The sequence below is a fragment of the Pseudomonas alliivorans genome, from assembly GCF_017826695.1.
In the GTDB taxonomy this organism is placed as follows: domain Bacteria; phylum Pseudomonadota; class Gammaproteobacteria; order Pseudomonadales; family Pseudomonadaceae; genus Aquipseudomonas; species Aquipseudomonas alliivorans.
This window is the reverse complement of the sequence record NZ_JAFFZW010000001.1, coordinates 263,810-279,673: the sequence shown is the minus strand read 5'-3', so window position 1 is coordinate 279,673 and position 15,864 is coordinate 263,810. Positions and strand designations below refer to the sequence as shown.

The following is a 15,864-nucleotide window of genomic DNA, read 5'->3' as shown; positions in this document are numbered from 1 at the left end:
GGCGCTATAACCTTCTGACAGCCAATCTGTACTTTTCAGGCACATGGCCGACAAGCGTGACACGCTCATGTGCGCCCATCGTTTCTTGTGAACCAGAGAAACAGACAGAATTCATACGACCCGGTATCGGTCAACTCACCTTTTTGGCCGATCAAGCTGGAGCGGGTCGACGATTCTGCAGGAGGAGACATCTTGAATGCCGTATGTACCTAACGATCTTCTGTCCAGACACTTTCAAAGCAATGGCCTGGACCTGACTGGCAAGATTGAAGAACATATTCATCAGGTCGCCCCGGGCAGCCCCAATCTGGCGCTGTATCGAGACATGATGCTGACCGTCCTGCGCATGGCTCAGGATGACCGCAATCGCTGGAACGCCAAGATAACCCTGCAGACTTTGCGCGAGCTGGACAACGCCTTCCGAGTGCTGGAGCGATTCAAGGGTCGGCGCAAGGTGACAGTGTTCGGCTCGGCCCGAACGCCAATGGAACATCCTCTTTATGCGCAGGCCACGGAGCTGGGTGCAAAACTGGCTCAGTCCGACATGATGGTGATCACCGGAGCGGGCGGCGGCATCATGGCAGCAGCTCATGCGGGTGCAGGCCTCAAGCACAGCCTGGGCTTCAATATCACCCTGCCCTTCGAGCAACATGCCAACGCAACGGTAGAAGGTACGGAAAACCTGCTGCCCTTCCACTTCTTCTTTACCCGCAAGCTGTTCTTCGTCAAGGAAGCCGACGCACTGGTGCTATGCCCTGGCGGTTTCGGCACGCTGGATGAAGCGCTGGAAGTGCTGACGCTGGTTCAAACCGGTAAAAGTCCGCTGGTGCCCATCGTGCTACTGGATACGCCGGGCGGCAGTTTCTGGCAAAGCGCGCTGGACTTCATCAAGACCCAGCTGGAAGACAATCACTACATCCTTCCGGCGGACATGAAGTTGATGCGACTGGTCTACAGCGCCGACGAGGCGGTGGATGAAATCAACCGTTTCTACACCAACTACCACTCCAGTCGCTGGCTGAAGAGCAAGTTCGTGATCCGCATGCATCATGCACTCAGCAAGCAGGCTCTTGCGCACATGCACGAGGCCTTTGCCGACTTGTGTCTCAGCGAGGGTTTTCACCAGCATGGTTATCAGGGCGAAGAACATGACGAGGCTCAGTTCAGCCACTTGACGCGGCTGGCCTTCACGTTCACCGGGCGTAATCAGGGTCGGCTTCGAGAGCTGCTGGATTACATCAACTTACCGGAGAACTGGTTGAAACCTTCAGGTGAACAACAGTCGGCGCACCAACGTGAGCCTTTGAACGCCTGATCTCAATCATCCATGCCTCGGCCGCTCAGCAGGCGGCCGATCATGTCCAGCGGATAGCCTCGGTAACTGAGAAATCGTCCCTGTTGAGCACGTTCACGCGCGTCAGCAGGCATGCGCCCGGCAAACTTGCGCTGCCAGGTTTCCTGAAGTTTTTCCTGCCAGTCAACGCCGCACTCTCTCAGTGCCTGCTCGATATCAGCTCGCTGCAAGCCGCGCTGGCTCAGCTCTTCACGGATGCGCACAGGTCCATAGCCCGAACGAGATCGATACGAGACAAAACTTTCAAGATAACGGGATTCAGAGAGCAGACCTTCCTCGACCAGACGATCAAGAGCGGCTTCAATGTGCTCAGGGGAGGCGCCGCGCTGACGCAGTTTACGCGTCAGCTCGACTCGACCGTGCTCGCGTCGCGCGAGCAGGTCCATTGCAGTTCGCCTGACGGCGACGGGTGTATCAAGCACGGCAGACATGGATATCAGATATCGGCGTCTGCTTCAGCCATATCGTCAGCCACTGCAGGTTCGCGGGAACCAACGGCCTTGGTATCAACGCCCGGCGTCAGCAGCTTGTCGCGAATCTGCTTCTCGAGGGCATTACCGATTTCCGGGTTATCTGCCAGGAACTTGGCCGAGTTGGCCTTGCCCTGACCGATCTTGCTGCCCTGGTAGCTGTACCAGGCACCGGACTTCTCGAGAAATCCGTGCAGTACGGCCAGATCGATGATTTCGCCGTTGAGGTAGATACCCTTGCCGTAAAGAATCTGGAACTCGGCCTGACGGAACGGCGGAGCTACCTTGTTCTTGACGACCTTGACGCGGGTCTCGCTACCGACCACTTCGTCACCTTCTTTCACGGCGCCGGTGCGACGGATGTCCAGACGAACCGAGGCATAGAATTTCAGTGCGTTACCACCGGTGGTGGTTTCCGGGCTACCGAACATCACACCGATCTTCATGCGGATCTGGTTGATGAAGATCACCAGGCAATTGGCGTTCTTGATGTTACCGGTAATCTTGCGCAGCGCCTGCGACATCAGACGTGCCTGCAGACCCACGTGCATATCACCCATCTCGCCTTCGATCTCGGCCTTCGGAACCAGCGCGGCAACGGAGTCGACCACGATCACGTCGATGGCGTTGGAACGTACGAGCATGTCGGTGATTTCCAGCGCCTGTTCACCGGTGTCCGGCTGCGAGACCAGCAGGTCGTCGACGTTGACGCCCAGCTTGCCTGCGTATTCGGGGTCGAGTGCGTGTTCGGCATCGACGAATGCACAGGTCGCACCCATTTTCTGGGCCTGAGCGATGACAGACAGTGTCAGCGTGGTTTTACCGGAAGACTCCGGACCGTAGATTTCAACGATCCGGCCTTTTGGCAGACCACCAATACCCAGTGCGATATCCAGACCGAGCGAGCCGGTGGAAATGGCAGGAATCGCCTGACGATCATGGTCGCCCATGCGCATCACGGCACCTTTACCGAACTGACGCTCGATCTGACCCAAGGCCGCAGCCAAGGCTTTCTTCTTGTTGTCGTCCATTGAAGTCCTCACGTAATCAAATTCAATTAGGGCCTTGATGGCCACAACACCTGTATAAGTAGACAGTATTATTCCACAGGGATCGACGCTCGCCTACCCCTGTTTTGGCATTTCTCCGGATGCAAGCGCGATGAGCCCCTCCAGCGCGGCTTTTACCGTTTGTCGGCGCACCTGCTCACGGTCACCGGCGAACCACCGGCGCTGCGCGATGAGCCTTTCACCGTCACCCCAGCAGATCCAGACCGTACCGACCGGCTTTTCGACCGAGCCACCACGAGGCCCCGCCACGCCGCTGACCGCGACGCCGAATCTGGCACCGCTGTTGCGCTGAGCGCCGCGGGTCATCGCTTCAACGACAGGCTGACTGACCGCGCCGACACTGTCGAACAGGCTTTGCGGAACATCGAGCTGTCGCGTTTTCTGATGGTTGGAATAAGTGACGTAGCCGGCCTCGAACCAGCCGGAACTGCCGTCGACACGTGTAATCGCTTCGGCGATGCCGCCTCCCGTACAGGACTCGGCGGTCGTCACCTGGGCATCAGTCGCTTTCAGAAGCCTGCCAAGCGAAGCGGCAAGCAGGGTTATGTCATCCACAGTACGTTCCCGTTCCAACCGCTGATCTGAAATCCGATCTTTGAACATCGCGGCTGCATAAGAAGCCGCTTGTCCGCTCATGTTCACTGCTTCTCTTTGGAAACAGGCTTTTTGACCGTTTCGACCGTTGTTTCCCTCGGTCTGCGCTTTGCCTCATCCAGAGGAATGAAGCGTCCAGTGACCGAATCCCTTGCTCGTTTAACTGCCATATAAAAGTCCTTTTTCATAGGCCACCACTCACAGACGGTGGTGGTTCGTGAAGTCTATACAGCAATCAGGAAGCTGTGGGCTTGCGGAAACCCAAGGTCACGATTGAGCGTTCACCAAACCGGGACTGCACCCGCGCAACGTGCGTGATAACCTTGCGCCCATCGCAAACACTCGGCAGACATCCCTCGGTAAACGGAGGGATTAAGCGTCGCACCCCGAGGTTTACCCACTCTTCTCAAGAACTTGCCCAAGCCACTGATGAATAAAGCAATTTCCGACCTCTCTTCGCACACCCCCATGATGCAACAGTACTGGAAGCTGAAGAATCAGCATCTGGATCAGCTGATGTTCTATCGCATGGGTGACTTTTACGAAATCTTCTATGAAGACGCCAAAAAGGCCGCCAAGTTGCTGGATATTACGCTGACGGCACGCGGTCAGTCGGCGGGCCAGAGCATCCCCATGTGCGGCATCCCCTACCACGCAGCAGAAGGCTACCTGGCGAAGCTGGTCAAGCTGGGCGAGTCGGTAGTGATCTGTGAGCAGATCGGCGATCCGGCAACCAGCAAAGGGCCGGTCGATCGTCAGGTCGTGCGTATCATCACGCCGGGCACCATCAGCGATGAAGCGCTGCTCGACGAGCGTCGGGACAACCTGATCGCTGCCGTGCTCGGCGACGAGCGCCTTTTCGGCCTCGCTGTGCTGGACATCACCAGCGGCAATTTCAGCGTGCTGGAGATCAAGGGCTGGGAGAACCTGCTGGCCGAGCTCGAACGCATCAACCCGGTCGAACTGCTGATCCCGGATGACTGGCCTCAGGGTCTGCCTGCTGAAAAACGTCGTGGCTCACGTCGTCGCGCGCCATGGGATTTCGAACGCGATTCGGCGCACAAAAGCCTTTGTCAGCAGTTCGCGACTCAGGACCTCAAGGGCTTTGGCTGTGAAATGCTGACGCTGGCGATCGGCGCGGCAGGCTGCCTGTTGAGCTATGCCAAGGAAACCCAGCGCACCGCCTTGCCGCACCTGCGCAGCCTGCGTCACGAGCGACTGGACGATACCGTGATTCTGGACGGCGCCAGCCGCCGCAACCTTGAACTGGATACCAACCTGTCGGGCGGTCGCGACAACACGCTGCAATCGGTCATGGACCGCTGCCAGACCGCCATGGGCACACGCCTGCTGACGCGATGGTTGAACCGTCCGTTGCGCGATCTGACCATCCTTCAGGCCCGTCAGACGTCGATTACCTGCTTTCTTGAACGCTACCGCTTCGAGAGCCTGCAGCCCCAATTGAAAGAAATCGGCGACATCGAGCGGATTCTGGCGCGTATCGGTCTACGCAACGCTCGCCCCCGCGACCTTGCCCGCCTGCGCGACGCGTTGAGCGCCCTGCCCGAATTACAGCAGGCGATGAGCGAGCTGGAAGCGCCGCACCTTCAACAACTGGCCCGCACCGCCAGCACCTACCCTGAGCTGGCCAACCTGTTGCAACGGGCAATCATCGACAACCCGCCGGCTGTGATTCGCGACGGTGGCGTGCTCAAGACCGGTTACGACGCTGAACTGGACGAGCTGCAATCACTGAGCGAGAACGCAGGCCAGTTCCTGATCGATCTGGAAGCGCGCGAAAAGTCTCGAACCGGCCTGGCCAACCTGAAAGTAGGCTACAACCGCGTCCATGGCTACTTCATCGAGCTGCCCAGCAAACAGGCTGAACAGGCGCCCGCCGATTACATCCGCCGACAGACCCTGAAGGGTGCCGAGCGCTTCATCACGCCGGAACTCAAAGCGTTCGAAGACAAGGCGCTGTCGGCCAAAAGTCGCGCGCTGGCTCGAGAGAAAATGCTTTACGAAGCCTTGCTCGAGGACCTGATCGGCCATCTCGCGCCGCTGCAGGACACCGCGGCAGCGTTGGCCGAGCTGGATGTGCTGAGCAACCTCGCCGAACGCGCACTGAACCTCGACCTCAATTGCCCGAGATTTGTGGCCGAGCCCTGCATGCGCATCGAACAAGGTCGTCACCCGGTGGTCGAGCAGGTGTTGTCGACACCCTTCGTGGCCAATGACCTGGCACTGGACGACAGCACACGCATGCTGGTCATCACCGGTCCGAACATGGGCGGTAAATCGACCTACATGCGCCAGACGGCCTTGATTGTCTTGCTCGCCCATATCGGCAGTTTCGTACCTGCAGCTCAATGCGAGCTGTCACTGGTGGACCGGATATTCACGCGGATCGGCTCCAGCGACGACTTGGCGGGCGGGCGCTCGACGTTCATGGTGGAAATGAGCGAGACAGCCAACATCCTGCACAACGCGACCGACCGCAGCCTGGTGCTGATGGACGAAGTCGGCCGCGGGACCAGCACCTTCGATGGCCTCTCCCTCGCTTGGGCTGCGGCAGAATGCCTCGCCCAGTTGCGCGCCTACACCCTGTTCGCCACTCACTATTTCGAGTTGACCGTTCTGCCGGAAAGCGAACCACTGGTCAGCAACGTGCATCTGAATGCTACCGAACACAACGAGCGGATCGTATTCCTGCACCGGGTTCTGCCAGGACCTGCCAGTCAAAGCTACGGCCTGGCAGTCGCACAGTTGGCCGGGGTTCCAGGCAAAGTCATCACCCGCGCCAAAGAGCATTTGAAACGCCTTGAGACTACCAGCCTGCCCCACGAGCAGCCGCGCGCCAAACCGGGAAAACAGGCAGCGCCGATGCAGAGCGATCTGTTCGCCAGTCTGCCGCATCCGGTGCTCGATGAACTGTCGAAGGTCAAGGTTGACGATCTCACACCGCGTCAGGCGCTGGATTTGCTATACACATTGCAAACTCGACTGTGACGTGACCCGTTACATGCTGTTAGAATCCCGCGCGGTCTGGGATGCGCTCAGCTTTTAGCCTGGCTGAGCAGCCGTTCGAGCCGCGTGAAGACGCAGCGAACCAAAGGTGAATGGCAGGCGATGCAGTCAAACTGCTTCAAGGCCTTCATCAACAGCACGTGTTTTCATAGGGTCGGGAACCGTCCCGAACCTGGCAACCCTGTCTGGAAGGGCTCTGCCGCAGCCGCCTGAGGAGAGAATTAGAAATGACCTTCGTCGTCACCGACAACTGCATCAAGTGCAAGTACACCGACTGTGTGGAAGTCTGTCCGGTGGACTGCTTCTACGAGGGCCCGAACTTCCTGGTGATTCACCCGGACGAGTGCATCGACTGCGCGCTGTGTGAGCCTGAATGCCCTGCTCAGGCCATTTTCTCCGAAGACGAGATTCCGGCCGGCATGGAAAACTTCATCGAGCTCAATGCCGAGCTTGCCGAGGTATGGCCGAATATCACAGAGAAGAAAGATGCACTGCCGGATGCAGCAGAGTGGGACGGCAAGAAAGACAAGATTGCAGATCTGGAACGCTAGAGTCCGGACTCCAAAAAAAGGCCCTTTTGAGGGCCTTTTTTTCATCTTGAATTCAATGAAACAACCAAGCTGACTGAACATGAAAAAGGGGCGGTATAACCCGCCCACATTTCTCCCTGATCCCTGTAATCCCTTTTCATCGTCCTGATGAATCGCGTCATGCGAAGTCCTTGACCCTCATCCTTGAGCGTCTGTACCGATCCGTTGGTACGGCTCCGATAGTAAAGATTTGGCGCAGCAGGGCAACCCACCAAGCACGCCAAAATATTTCCGCTCTTGCCTTGAAGACTTTATAAAACCTTAGGGATCAATGGGTTAAAAGATAGAAAACCCGAATATCCGGTAAATCTCACTTACAACCCCTTGATGACTTACAGATCACGTACGCAATGACGTACATGGCGCGTGTCTTGGGAGGCTGTGTCTGGCGATCCGGCTCCAGAGCATCAGGACTTCTTTGGATGATGAAAGCCATATAAAAAGCCGACATGAACAGTCTGCTCAGGTCGGCTCTTGTAACGCGGTTGAAGTTTTTACTGAAAGAGCGACTCGCTCGAAAGACCATTTTTCTCGAGTATTTCACGAAGACGCTTTAGGCCCTCGACCTGAATCTGTCGCACACGCTCACGCGTGAGCCCGATTTCCAGGCCTACATCTTCAAGCGTACTGCTTTCGTGCCCCCGCAGCCCGAAACGGCGTATGACCACTTCACGCTGCTTTTCGGTCAGTTCGCACAGCCACTGATCGATACTCTGCGAAAGATCATCATCCTGCAGAAGCTCGCAAGGGTCTGTAGGACGGTCGTCGGTAAGCGTATCGAGCAACGTCTTGTCCGAATCCGGCCCAAGCGATACGTCAACCGAAGACACCCGCTCATTGAGCCCAAGCATGCGCTTGACCTCGCCTACCGGTTTTTCCAACAGATTGGCGATTTCTTCAGGGGATGGTTCGTGATCGAGCTTTTGAGTCAGCTCCCTTGCCGCACGCAGGTAGACGTTCAGTTCCTTGACGACATGAATCGGCAACCGGATGGTCCGGGTCTGATTCATGATGGCTCGTTCAATCGTCTGACGAATCCACCACGTGGCATAGGTAGAAAAACGAAAACCGCGTTCAGGATCGAATTTTTCGACAGCCCGGATCAAGCCAAGGTTGCCTTCTTCGATCAGATCAAGCAATGACAGTCCACGATTGACATAACGCCTGGCAATTTTCACCACCAGCCGCAGATTGCTTTCAATCATGCGTTTGCGCCCAGCCGGATCTCCACTTTGCGACAATCGCGCAAAGTGTACTTCTTCTTCCGGAGACAACAGCGGAGAGAACCCTATTTCATTGAGATACAACTGGGTAGCGTCGAGCGCCCGAGTGTAATCAATATATTTGTGTTGTTTGAGCGATGACGACGGCTTGGCCTTCGCGCGACCCGAGGCGGCAGTAGACGGCTGCTTCTCGCTCGGCGATTGCTCCAGGACAATGCCGGCTTCCATGAGGAGCACGTCATCATCGATGTCAAACTCCGGCGCTTCGTTGCTAAGAGCCATTGTTATAGTCCTTTGGTGAGTTCGACCTCAAGCTCCAGCGGCGCCTATATCCATGGCAACGCTTGAGCCTGTTCCTTCTGCGTCAGGAACAGGCGGCAACAATCAACGACGTGGCAAGAATTCCAGTGGGTCTACAGGTTTACCTTGTCGGCGAATCTCAAAATGCAGTTTCACCCGGTCAGTTCCTGTTGACCCCATTTCGGCAATCGTCTGCCCAGCCTTGACCTGCTGTCCTTCCCGTACCAAAAGCCTTCGGTTATGACCGTAGGCACTGACGTAGGTATCGCTGTGTTTGATGATGATCAATTCGCCGTAGCCCCGTAATCCACTTCCGGCGTAAACAACTGAACCATCAGACGCTGCCAAAACAGGCTGTCCCAAATCACCGGCGATATCAATTCCTTTATTCAAACTACCGTTTGAAGAAAATTTTCCTATCAATATGCCACTCGAAGGCCAGGTCCAACCGCTGGGAGACTTGCCTGCAGGGCCCGTCGCGGTGGTCGCGGAAGGCGGTATGACCACAGGTACAACCGCAACGGGTTTGGACATTACAGTCGTTTTTACCGATCCCGAATTGCTGGTGGTAGTCGACGTACTGGTGACCGGACGACCTGCTGAAGGTGCCGATGCCACGCTCTGTGTTGAAGAAGAGCGCCCGTCAAAGCGAATCGTCTGACCCGGTTTGATGGTAAATGGCTCGGGTATCTGATTGCGGGCGGCCAGAGCTTTCCAGTCCCAGCCGTAGCGGAATGCAATGGAAAACAGCGTATCGCCGCGTTTGACGACGTACTGACCGGTGGTGACGGTAGGACGCTGGGCAACGGCGTTGCCGTTTCGGTCGACCACACGAACACCACCCGAAGGTGAACTTGAACAGCCGACCAAGAGGACACTGAGCGCAATGCCAATCAACAGACGCTGATAACTTCTCGAAGACCTGAGCTGCTGAATGACTGTGTGACTCACCCGCCACTCCCTTTACTGGTGACTGAATTCAAAGATGCCTATTGTGCCGCAAGAACGGCGGGCAGCCAGTGCTTAAAACGCATCAAAAACGGTGTAATGGAAGATCCGCCCCATGATTCGATGCAATTTTGCCATCGTTCTCATGAACAGACGGTTGTAGACCGATGACAGGCGCCAGAATTCATTCGTGACCTCTGGCGTTTTTCAGGCAAGAGGACCGTTCAACAGCGGCACGAACCGCACGGCTCCCAATACATGTCGGGAAAAACCGTTTTCCTCTCGAATGATCAGCATCAATTGCTGGACTTCACCTGCGCCGACCGGAATGACCAGCCGTCCACCGGGTGCCAGTTGATCAAGCAGCGCCTGCGGTACATCGGTAGCCACTGCCGTGACGATGATGCCGTTGTAAGGCGCCAGGGCTGGCCATCCCTCCCAGCCATCGCCCCAGCGAAAAACCACATTGCGCAGGTTCAGTTCAACCAGACGCTCCTTGGCCCTGTCCTGCAGAACCTTGATGCGCTCAACCGAGAACACCCGTTCCACCAACTGCGCCAGCACTGCGGTCTGATAGCCCGAACCGGTGCCGATCTCCATCACCTTGTCCAGCGGCCCCGCCGCCAGCAGAAGCTCGCTCATGCGGGCAACCATGTAAGGCTGGGAAATGGTCTGGTTATGCCCGATGGGCAATGCGGTGTCTTCATAGGCCCGATGCGCCAGCGCCTCGTCAACGAACAGATGACGTGGCGTCTTGCGAATGACATCCAGCACATGATTGTTCGACACACCTTCTTCGTACAGGCGTTGAATCAACCGCTCGCGAGTACGTTGCGAAGTCATCCCGATCCCGCGACGTAACAGATCATCTTGCTCGCGTGACATCAGTGCAGTCCCTCCAGCCAGGTGTTCAGGCTGCTGAAACCATCCTGATAGGTACGGTCCAGTCGCAGCGGCGTAATGGATACATAGCCCTGCATGACCGCATGAAAGTCGGTTCCGGCACCGCCGTCCTCGGCATCTCCCGCAGCCGCTATCCAGTAGCCGGCACGTCCGCGGGGGTCGACGACCCTGATCGGCGCTGCGGCTCTGGCGCGATGACCAAGCCGGGTCAATTGAATGCCGCGGATGTGCTCCAGAGGCAGGTTCGGTATGTTCACGTTCAATACGGTACGCGGTGGAAGATCGAGTTGCTCGTGTGCCTCGACCAGCAGACGTGCGTAATGCGCAGCCGTGGCGAGGTTGTCAGGCTGGCGCGACAGAAACGAAAACGCGAACGACGGTCGTTGCAGAAAACGGCCTTCCAGCGCTGCGGCGACTGTACCTGAGTACAGCACATCATCGCCCAGGTTGGCGCCTAGATTGATCCCTGAAACCACCATGTCCGGTTCACGCTCCAGCAGACCGTTAAGCCCCAGATGCACGCAATCTGTCGGCGTACCGTTCAGACTGATAAAACCATTGGCCAGCGTCTGCGGATGCAGGGGCCGGTCGAGCGTCAGCGAACTGCTGGCGCCACTCTTGTCTTGATCGGGGGCAATCACCACGCATTCAGTGTAGTCCGCCAGTGCCGCATAGAGCGCCGCAAGACCGGGCGCGCTGACCCCGTCATCGTTTGAAATCAGAATACGCATGGGCTGTCCGTCTGCCCAACCGGCACCAGATCGACAAGCTCGCGCACCAAAACGGTGGCGAAGCATCCAGGCGGAAGGACGAATTCCAGTTGCAGAATGTCAGGCTCGGGATAATGCCACGTCAGCCGCCCAATGGGCAGCCGCAGGATGCGACGTTCGTGTTCCATTCCCGCCCTGATCAGCCAGTCACGCAAGGCCGGATGCTCCGCGGCGACAGCGTTTTCAAGCTCTGCGGTTCTGCCCTGCGCCGGAGAAGGGCCTGCACCCCACTGCGGACCGGTCGGGTGCACGTCCAGAATGGCCAGCCGCGGATCGCTGCATTCCTCGACACCCGCCGGGAAAAAGCTCCGGCTGTCGGTGAACGCCAGAAGATCACCGACCTGAGCATGCTGCCAGCTGCCGTCTGCAACACGTGCGGCGAGCACCTGATTGAACAGGTAGCTGCGCGCCGTTGACAGCAGGCGCGAGCGGACCGCGCGCTGCTCGGGCAAGGCCTGACGGGACGCGTAATCGCGAGCCTCGCCCAGGTTACCGCCCTGATAGCCGAAGCGTTGAGCGCCGAAGTAATTGGGAATCCCGAGTCGGGCAATCGACTCAAGCCGCTGAGTCAACGCGTCCTTGTCAGCCGCCAATTGCGTCAGGCGCAAGGTAAAGCCATTGGCTGCGTGCGCGCCACGCTGAAGTTTGCGTTTGTGGCGGCTCACGGTGAGGATCTTCAGCGTCTCGTCCTGCGCCGCGGACAGATCGGGGTCGGCCTTGCCGGGCAATTGAATACTGAACCATTGTCGAGTGAGTGCCTGACGGTCCTTCAGACCGGCATAGCTGACTGTACGCAACTGAACGCCGGCAGCCCGGGCCAGACGTCGGGCGGCTTCTTCGGTGTTGAGGCCACGCTTCTCGACCCACAGCCACAAATGCTCGCCATCGCCCGAGAGCGGAATATCAAGCACTTCATCGACCTGGAAATCTTCCGCTGTCGCTTTGAGAACCGCACGTCCCAGCGACTCGCCCCAGGCCGTCGGGCCCAGCAGTTCAAGTTCGGTCATGCGCGCAGCAACAACGCGACGGCATGCACAGCGATGCCTTCTTCGCGGCCGGTAAAGCCGAGTTTTTCAGTGGTGGTGGCTTTGACGTTGACCTGATCCAGTTCGACCTGAAGGTCTTCGGCAATCAGCGCGCGCATGGCATCGATGTGGGGTGCCATTTTGGGCGCCTGAGCGACGATGGTGGCATCGACGTTACCGACCTTCCAGCCCTTGCTCTGCACCTGCTTTAGAACGTGACGCAGCAGTACGCGACTGTCCGCGCCCTTGAATTGCGGATCTGTGTCCGGAAAATGCTTGCCGATGTCGCCCAGCGCCGCAGCGCCCAGCAGCGCATCGCTCAGAGCGTGCAGCAAAACGTCGCCATCGGAGTGGGCCAGAAGACCGAAACCGTGCGCAATCCGCACGCCGCCCAAGGTGATGAAGTCGCCTTCAGCGAAACGGTGCACATCATAGCCGTGGCCAATACGCATAAAAAAACGCCCTGAAAAATGTCAGGGCGTGATTCTACCTGCTTTGGCACGGCTTGGGTTTGTCAGCGAAGCTGCACATCCACCTCACCGTGCGTTCAACCCGATCAGTTGTCGAACAACGCGCTGGCGTGATGGCGCAGGTGATCTTCAATGAAGCTGGCGATGAAGAAATAGCTGTGGTCATAACCGGGCTGCATCCGCAGTGTCAGAGGCTGCTGTGCCGCTTTGGCAGCCTGGACCAGCGTCTCGGGCTTGAGCTGATTGACCAGAAAATCATCCCGATCACCCTGATCCACCAGAATCGGCAATTTTTCCGTTGCATCGGCCATCAATACACTGGCGTCCCACTCGCGCCAGCGCGAGCGGTCTTCGCCCAGATAACGGGAAAAGGCCTTCTGCCCCCACGGACAGTCCATCGGATTACTGATCGGTGAAAACGCCGAGATCGACTTGTAGCGACCCGGATTGCGCAGGGCACACACCAGTGCGCCGTGCCCACCCATCGAATGACCGCTGATACTGCGCACCTGCGAAGCCGGAAAATGCGCTTCGATCAGGGCAGGCAGCTCCGTGACCACGTAATCATGCATCTGGTAATGACGGGCGTAGGGCTGTTCGGTTGCGTTGAGATAGAAGCCTGCGCCCAGACCGAAGTCCCAGGCGCCATCCGGATCGCCAGGCACATCAGGGCCGCGTGGACTGGTGTCCGGCGCCACGATGATGATCCCCAGCTCGGCCGCTACCCGCTGGGCCGCTGCTTTCTGCATGAAGTTTTCGTCAGTGCAGGTCAGGCCCGACAACCAGTACAGCACCGGCAGCTTGCCACCCTGCTCGGCCTGAGGCGGAAGGTAGACCGCAAACACCATGTCGCAGCCCAGCACCTGAGAGTGGTGCCTGTATCGCTTGTGCCAGCCGCCGAAGCTTTTCTGACAGGAGATGTTTTCCAGGGTCATGGTCGACTCCCAACGATGGGCAGCAGCGTGATGATCGCCTGCTGCCCATCATCGCTGTTTTAGAAGTGGATGACAGTACGAATGCTTTTGCCTTCGTGCATCAGGTCAAACGCTTTGTTGATATCTTCCAGGCCCATGGTGTGGGTAATGAAAGTATCCAGCGGAATCTCACCGGTTTGTGCCATGTCGACATAGCTTGGCAACTCAGTACGACCTCGCACGCCGCCGAACGCCGAACCGCGCCAGACGCGCCCGGTCACCAACTGGAAAGGACGGGTGGAGATTTCCTGACCGGCACCGGCCACGCCGATGACGACCGACTCGCCCCAGCCCTTGTGGCAGCACTCGAGGGCTGCACGCATCAACTGCACATTGCCGATGCACTCGAAAGAGAAATCCACGCCGCCGTCAGTCATGTCGACGATGACTTCCTGAATCGGGCGATCAAAGTCCTTCGGGTTGACACATTCAGTCGCGCCCAACTGTTTGGCAATCTCGAACTTGGCCGGATTGATGTCGATGGCGATGATTCGCGAAGCCTTGGCTTTCACTGCACCGATCACAGCCGACAGACCGATGCCGCCCAGACCGAAAATGGCCACGGTGTCACCCGGCTTGACCTTGGCAGTGTTGAGTACGGCACCGATACCGGTGGTCACGCCACAACCCAGCAGGCAAACCTTTTCCAGCGGCGCCTGTTTGTCGATTTTGGCGACCGAAATTTCCGGCAATACGGTGTATTCCGAGAAGGTCGAGGTGCCCATGTAATGAAAAATCGGCTCACCCTTGTAGGAGAAGCGCGACGTGCCATCCGGCATCAAACCCTTGCCCTGAGTGGAACGGATCGCCTGGCACAGGTTGGTTTTGCCCGAGCGACAGAATTTGCACTGACGGCATTCAGGCGTGTAAAGCGGGATGACGTGATCACCGACCACAACAGAGGTAACGCCCTCACCCACCGCTTCAACGATAGCCCCGCCTTCATGACCCAGAATCGAAGGGAAAATCCCTTCAGGATCGGCACCGGAAAGCGTGTAGGCATCGGTATGACAAACGCCGGACGCCACGACCCGCAGCAGCACCTCGCCCGCCTTGGGCATGGCGACATCGACTTCCACGATTTCCAGTGGCTTCTTGGCCTCAAAGGCGACAGCAGCACGTGACTTGATCATCAATCTTCTCCGGCGAACTAAAACAAGGTGTGCAGTGTAGTACAGTGCCAATTGGCGAGTAATAGAGCCAAAAGCAAAACATTAATGCTGTGCAGGGATAATCGATGTACACCAATCGCTGGGAAGGCCTCGACGAGTTCGTAGCGGTGGCAGAATGCGGCCAGTTCACTGCCGCTGCGCAACGTCTGGGGGTCTCGTCTTCTCATGTCAGCCGTCAGATCGTCCGGCTTGAAGAACGGCTGCAGACCCGCCTGCTGTACCGCAGCACACGCAAGGTGGCGTTGACCGAAGCCGGTCAGACGTTCCTGCACCATTGCCAGCGCCTGCAGGATGGACGCGAAGAAGCGTTGCGCGCGGTAGGCGACCTGACCAGTGAACCCAAAGGGTTGTTGCGCATGACCTGCGCAGTGGCGTACGGCGAGCGTTTCATCACGCCGCTGGTGACCCGCTTCATGGACGTTTACCCGCATCTACGGGTCGACATCGAACTGAGCAACGAAACACTCGACCTGGTTCACGAAGGCATGGATCTGGCGATCCGGCTGGGGCGTCTGCAGGATTCACGTATGGTCGCCACGCGTCTGGCACCGCGCCAGATGTATCTGTGCGCAGCACCTTCCTACATCGCACGCTATGGCCGCCCTCATAGCCTGTCGGAACTGAGTCGCCATAACTGCCTGATAGGCGGCAGCGATACCTGGTTGCTGCAACAGAACGGACGGGAATTCTCTCAGCGTGTGCAGGGCAACTGGCGCTGCAACAGCGGTCAGGCCGTACTCGACGCTGCATTGCACGGCGTCGGTCTGTGCCAGCTACCCGATTATTACGTGCAGAAACACCTCAAGAGCGGCGCGCTGATTTCGTTGCTGGACATGCATCAGCCGCCCAACACAGCTGTCTGGGCGCTGTACCCACAGCAACGGCACCTTTCGCCGAAGGTGCGCAAACTGGTGGACTATCTGAAGGAAGGTCTGTTGATGCGGGACGAATACCGGCAGTAGCTGGCGAACCTT

15 protein-coding genes are annotated in these 15,864 nt (G+C 57.9%); 4 read left to right on the top strand and 11 right to left on the bottom strand.

Annotation, left to right across the window (positions count from 1 at the left end):
* Positions 1-196 precede the first annotated feature (196 nt).
* Entirely contained in the window at positions 197-1,315 is a 1,119-nt protein-coding gene (locus tag JTJ32_RS01305) for an LOG family protein (RefSeq protein WP_099229737.1), read from the top strand.
* A 2-nt stretch (positions 1,316-1,317) separates the two neighbouring features.
* On the opposite strand, the gene recX is transcribed toward JTJ32_RS01305, so the two are convergent.
* The 3 genes from recX to JTJ32_RS01290 form a co-directional block, all read right to left on the bottom strand.
* The gene (gene recX, locus JTJ32_RS01300; protein ID WP_043305401.1) at positions 1,318-1,785 is read right to left on the bottom strand and encodes a recombination regulator RecX; all 468 of its coding nucleotides are present in this window, start codon (positions 1,783-1,785) and stop codon (positions 1,318-1,320) included.
* A gap of 5 nt (positions 1,786-1,790) precedes the next feature.
* On the bottom strand, positions 1,791-2,855 hold the full coding sequence (gene recA, locus JTJ32_RS01295; protein WP_043305400.1) for a recombinase RecA: 1,065 nt from the start codon (positions 2,853-2,855) through the stop codon (positions 1,791-1,793).
* Positions 2,856-2,948: 93 nt separating this feature from the next.
* Complete coding sequence (locus JTJ32_RS01290) at positions 2,949-3,449, bottom strand: CinA family protein (RefSeq protein ID WP_456239180.1); 501 nt, start codon at positions 3,447-3,449, stop codon at positions 2,949-2,951.
* Between the two features lie 480 nt (positions 3,450-3,929).
* Between JTJ32_RS01290 and mutS the strand changes: the two genes are divergently transcribed.
* On the top strand, positions 3,930-6,497 hold the full coding sequence (gene mutS, locus JTJ32_RS01285) for a DNA mismatch repair protein MutS (RefSeq protein WP_210041098.1): 2,568 nt from the start codon (positions 3,930-3,932) through the stop codon (positions 6,495-6,497).
* Between the two features lie 245 nt (positions 6,498-6,742).
* A complete protein-coding gene (gene fdxA / locus JTJ32_RS01280; RefSeq protein ID WP_043305397.1) occupies positions 6,743-7,066 on the top strand; it encodes a ferredoxin FdxA in 324 nt (107 codons plus the stop codon).
* Positions 7,067-7,599: 533 nt separating this feature from the next.
* Here fdxA and rpoS read toward each other — a convergent pair.
* From rpoS to JTJ32_RS01240, 8 genes are all read right to left on the bottom strand, one after another.
* Positions 7,600-8,610: an RNA polymerase sigma factor RpoS gene (gene rpoS, locus JTJ32_RS01275; protein WP_099229733.1), complete on the bottom strand. Its 1,011-nt coding sequence runs from the start codon at positions 8,608-8,610 to the stop codon at positions 7,600-7,602.
* A gap of 102 nt (positions 8,611-8,712) precedes the next feature.
* A complete protein-coding gene (locus JTJ32_RS01270; protein ID WP_099229731.1) occupies positions 8,713-9,579 on the bottom strand; it encodes a peptidoglycan DD-metalloendopeptidase family protein in 867 nt (288 codons plus the stop codon).
* 204 nt (positions 9,580-9,783) lie between these two features.
* Complete coding sequence (locus JTJ32_RS01265; RefSeq protein WP_004879071.1) at positions 9,784-10,419, bottom strand: protein-L-isoaspartate(D-aspartate) O-methyltransferase; 636 nt, start codon at positions 10,417-10,419, stop codon at positions 9,784-9,786.
* 41 nt (positions 10,420-10,460) lie between these two features.
* Positions 10,461-11,210: a 5'/3'-nucleotidase SurE gene (gene surE / locus JTJ32_RS01260; protein WP_210040477.1), complete on the bottom strand. Its 750-nt coding sequence runs from the start codon at positions 11,208-11,210 to the stop codon at positions 10,461-10,463.
* A complete protein-coding gene (gene truD, locus JTJ32_RS01255) occupies positions 11,198-12,256 on the bottom strand; it encodes a tRNA pseudouridine(13) synthase TruD (RefSeq protein ID WP_099229727.1) in 1,059 nt (352 codons plus the stop codon). Before truD ends, surE begins: the two co-directional genes overlap by 13 nt.
* The gene (ispF, locus tag JTJ32_RS01250; protein WP_210040475.1) at positions 12,253-12,726 is read right to left on the bottom strand and encodes a 2-C-methyl-D-erythritol 2,4-cyclodiphosphate synthase; all 474 of its coding nucleotides are present in this window, start codon (positions 12,724-12,726) and stop codon (positions 12,253-12,255) included. Before ispF ends, truD begins: the two co-directional genes overlap by 4 nt.
* A 104-nt stretch (positions 12,727-12,830) precedes the next feature.
* Positions 12,831-13,679, bottom strand: coding sequence for an S-formylglutathione hydrolase (gene fghA, locus JTJ32_RS01245; protein WP_210040474.1), 849 nt, complete (start codon positions 13,677-13,679; stop codon positions 12,831-12,833).
* 59 nt (positions 13,680-13,738) lie between these two features.
* Positions 13,739-14,851, bottom strand: coding sequence for an S-(hydroxymethyl)glutathione dehydrogenase/class III alcohol dehydrogenase (locus JTJ32_RS01240; RefSeq protein ID WP_099229721.1), 1,113 nt, complete (start codon positions 14,849-14,851; stop codon positions 13,739-13,741).
* Between the two features lie 104 nt (positions 14,852-14,955).
* On the opposite strand from JTJ32_RS01240, the gene JTJ32_RS01235 reads away from it, so the two are divergent.
* Positions 14,956-15,852 carry a LysR family transcriptional regulator gene (locus JTJ32_RS01235; protein WP_099229719.1) on the top strand — a complete coding sequence of 299 codons (897 nt, stop codon included), beginning with the start codon at positions 14,956-14,958 and terminating at the stop codon, positions 15,850-15,852.
* Positions 15,853-15,864: the final 12 nt, after the last annotated feature.

Excerpts from the sequence above, each read along its gene's own strand:
- fghA (WP_210040474.1), bottom strand. The coding sequence starts at position 13,679 with ATGACCCTGGAAAACATCTCCTGTCAGAAAAGCTTCGGCGGCTGGCAC.
- ispF (WP_210040475.1), bottom strand. The coding sequence starts at position 12,726 with ATGCGTATTGGCCACGGCTATGATGTGCACCGTTTCGCTGAAGGCGAC.
- rpoS (WP_099229733.1), bottom strand. The coding sequence starts at position 8,610 with ATGGCTCTTAGCAACGAAGCGCCGGAGTTTGACATCGATGATGACGTG.
- recA (WP_043305400.1), bottom strand. The coding sequence starts at position 2,855 with ATGGACGACAACAAGAAGAAAGCCTTGGCTGCGGCCTTGGGTCAGATC.
- JTJ32_RS01265 (WP_004879071.1), bottom strand. The coding sequence starts at position 10,419 with ATGACTTCGCAACGTACTCGCGAGCGGTTGATTCAACGCCTGTACGAA.
- fdxA (WP_043305397.1), top strand. The coding sequence starts at position 6,743 with ATGACCTTCGTCGTCACCGACAACTGCATCAAGTGCAAGTACACCGAC.
- JTJ32_RS01240 (WP_099229721.1), bottom strand. The coding sequence starts at position 14,851 with ATGATCAAGTCACGTGCTGCTGTCGCCTTTGAGGCCAAGAAGCCACTG.
- recX (WP_043305401.1), bottom strand. The coding sequence starts at position 1,785 with ATGTCTGCCGTGCTTGATACACCCGTCGCCGTCAGGCGAACTGCAATG.
- surE (WP_210040477.1), bottom strand. The coding sequence starts at position 11,210 with ATGCGTATTCTGATTTCAAACGATGACGGGGTCAGCGCGCCCGGTCTT.
- JTJ32_RS01235 (WP_099229719.1), top strand. The coding sequence starts at position 14,956 with ATGTACACCAATCGCTGGGAAGGCCTCGACGAGTTCGTAGCGGTGGCA.
- JTJ32_RS01305 (WP_099229737.1), top strand. The coding sequence starts at position 197 with ATGCCGTATGTACCTAACGATCTTCTGTCCAGACACTTTCAAAGCAAT.
- truD (WP_099229727.1), bottom strand. The coding sequence starts at position 12,256 with ATGACCGAACTTGAACTGCTGGGCCCGACGGCCTGGGGCGAGTCGCTG.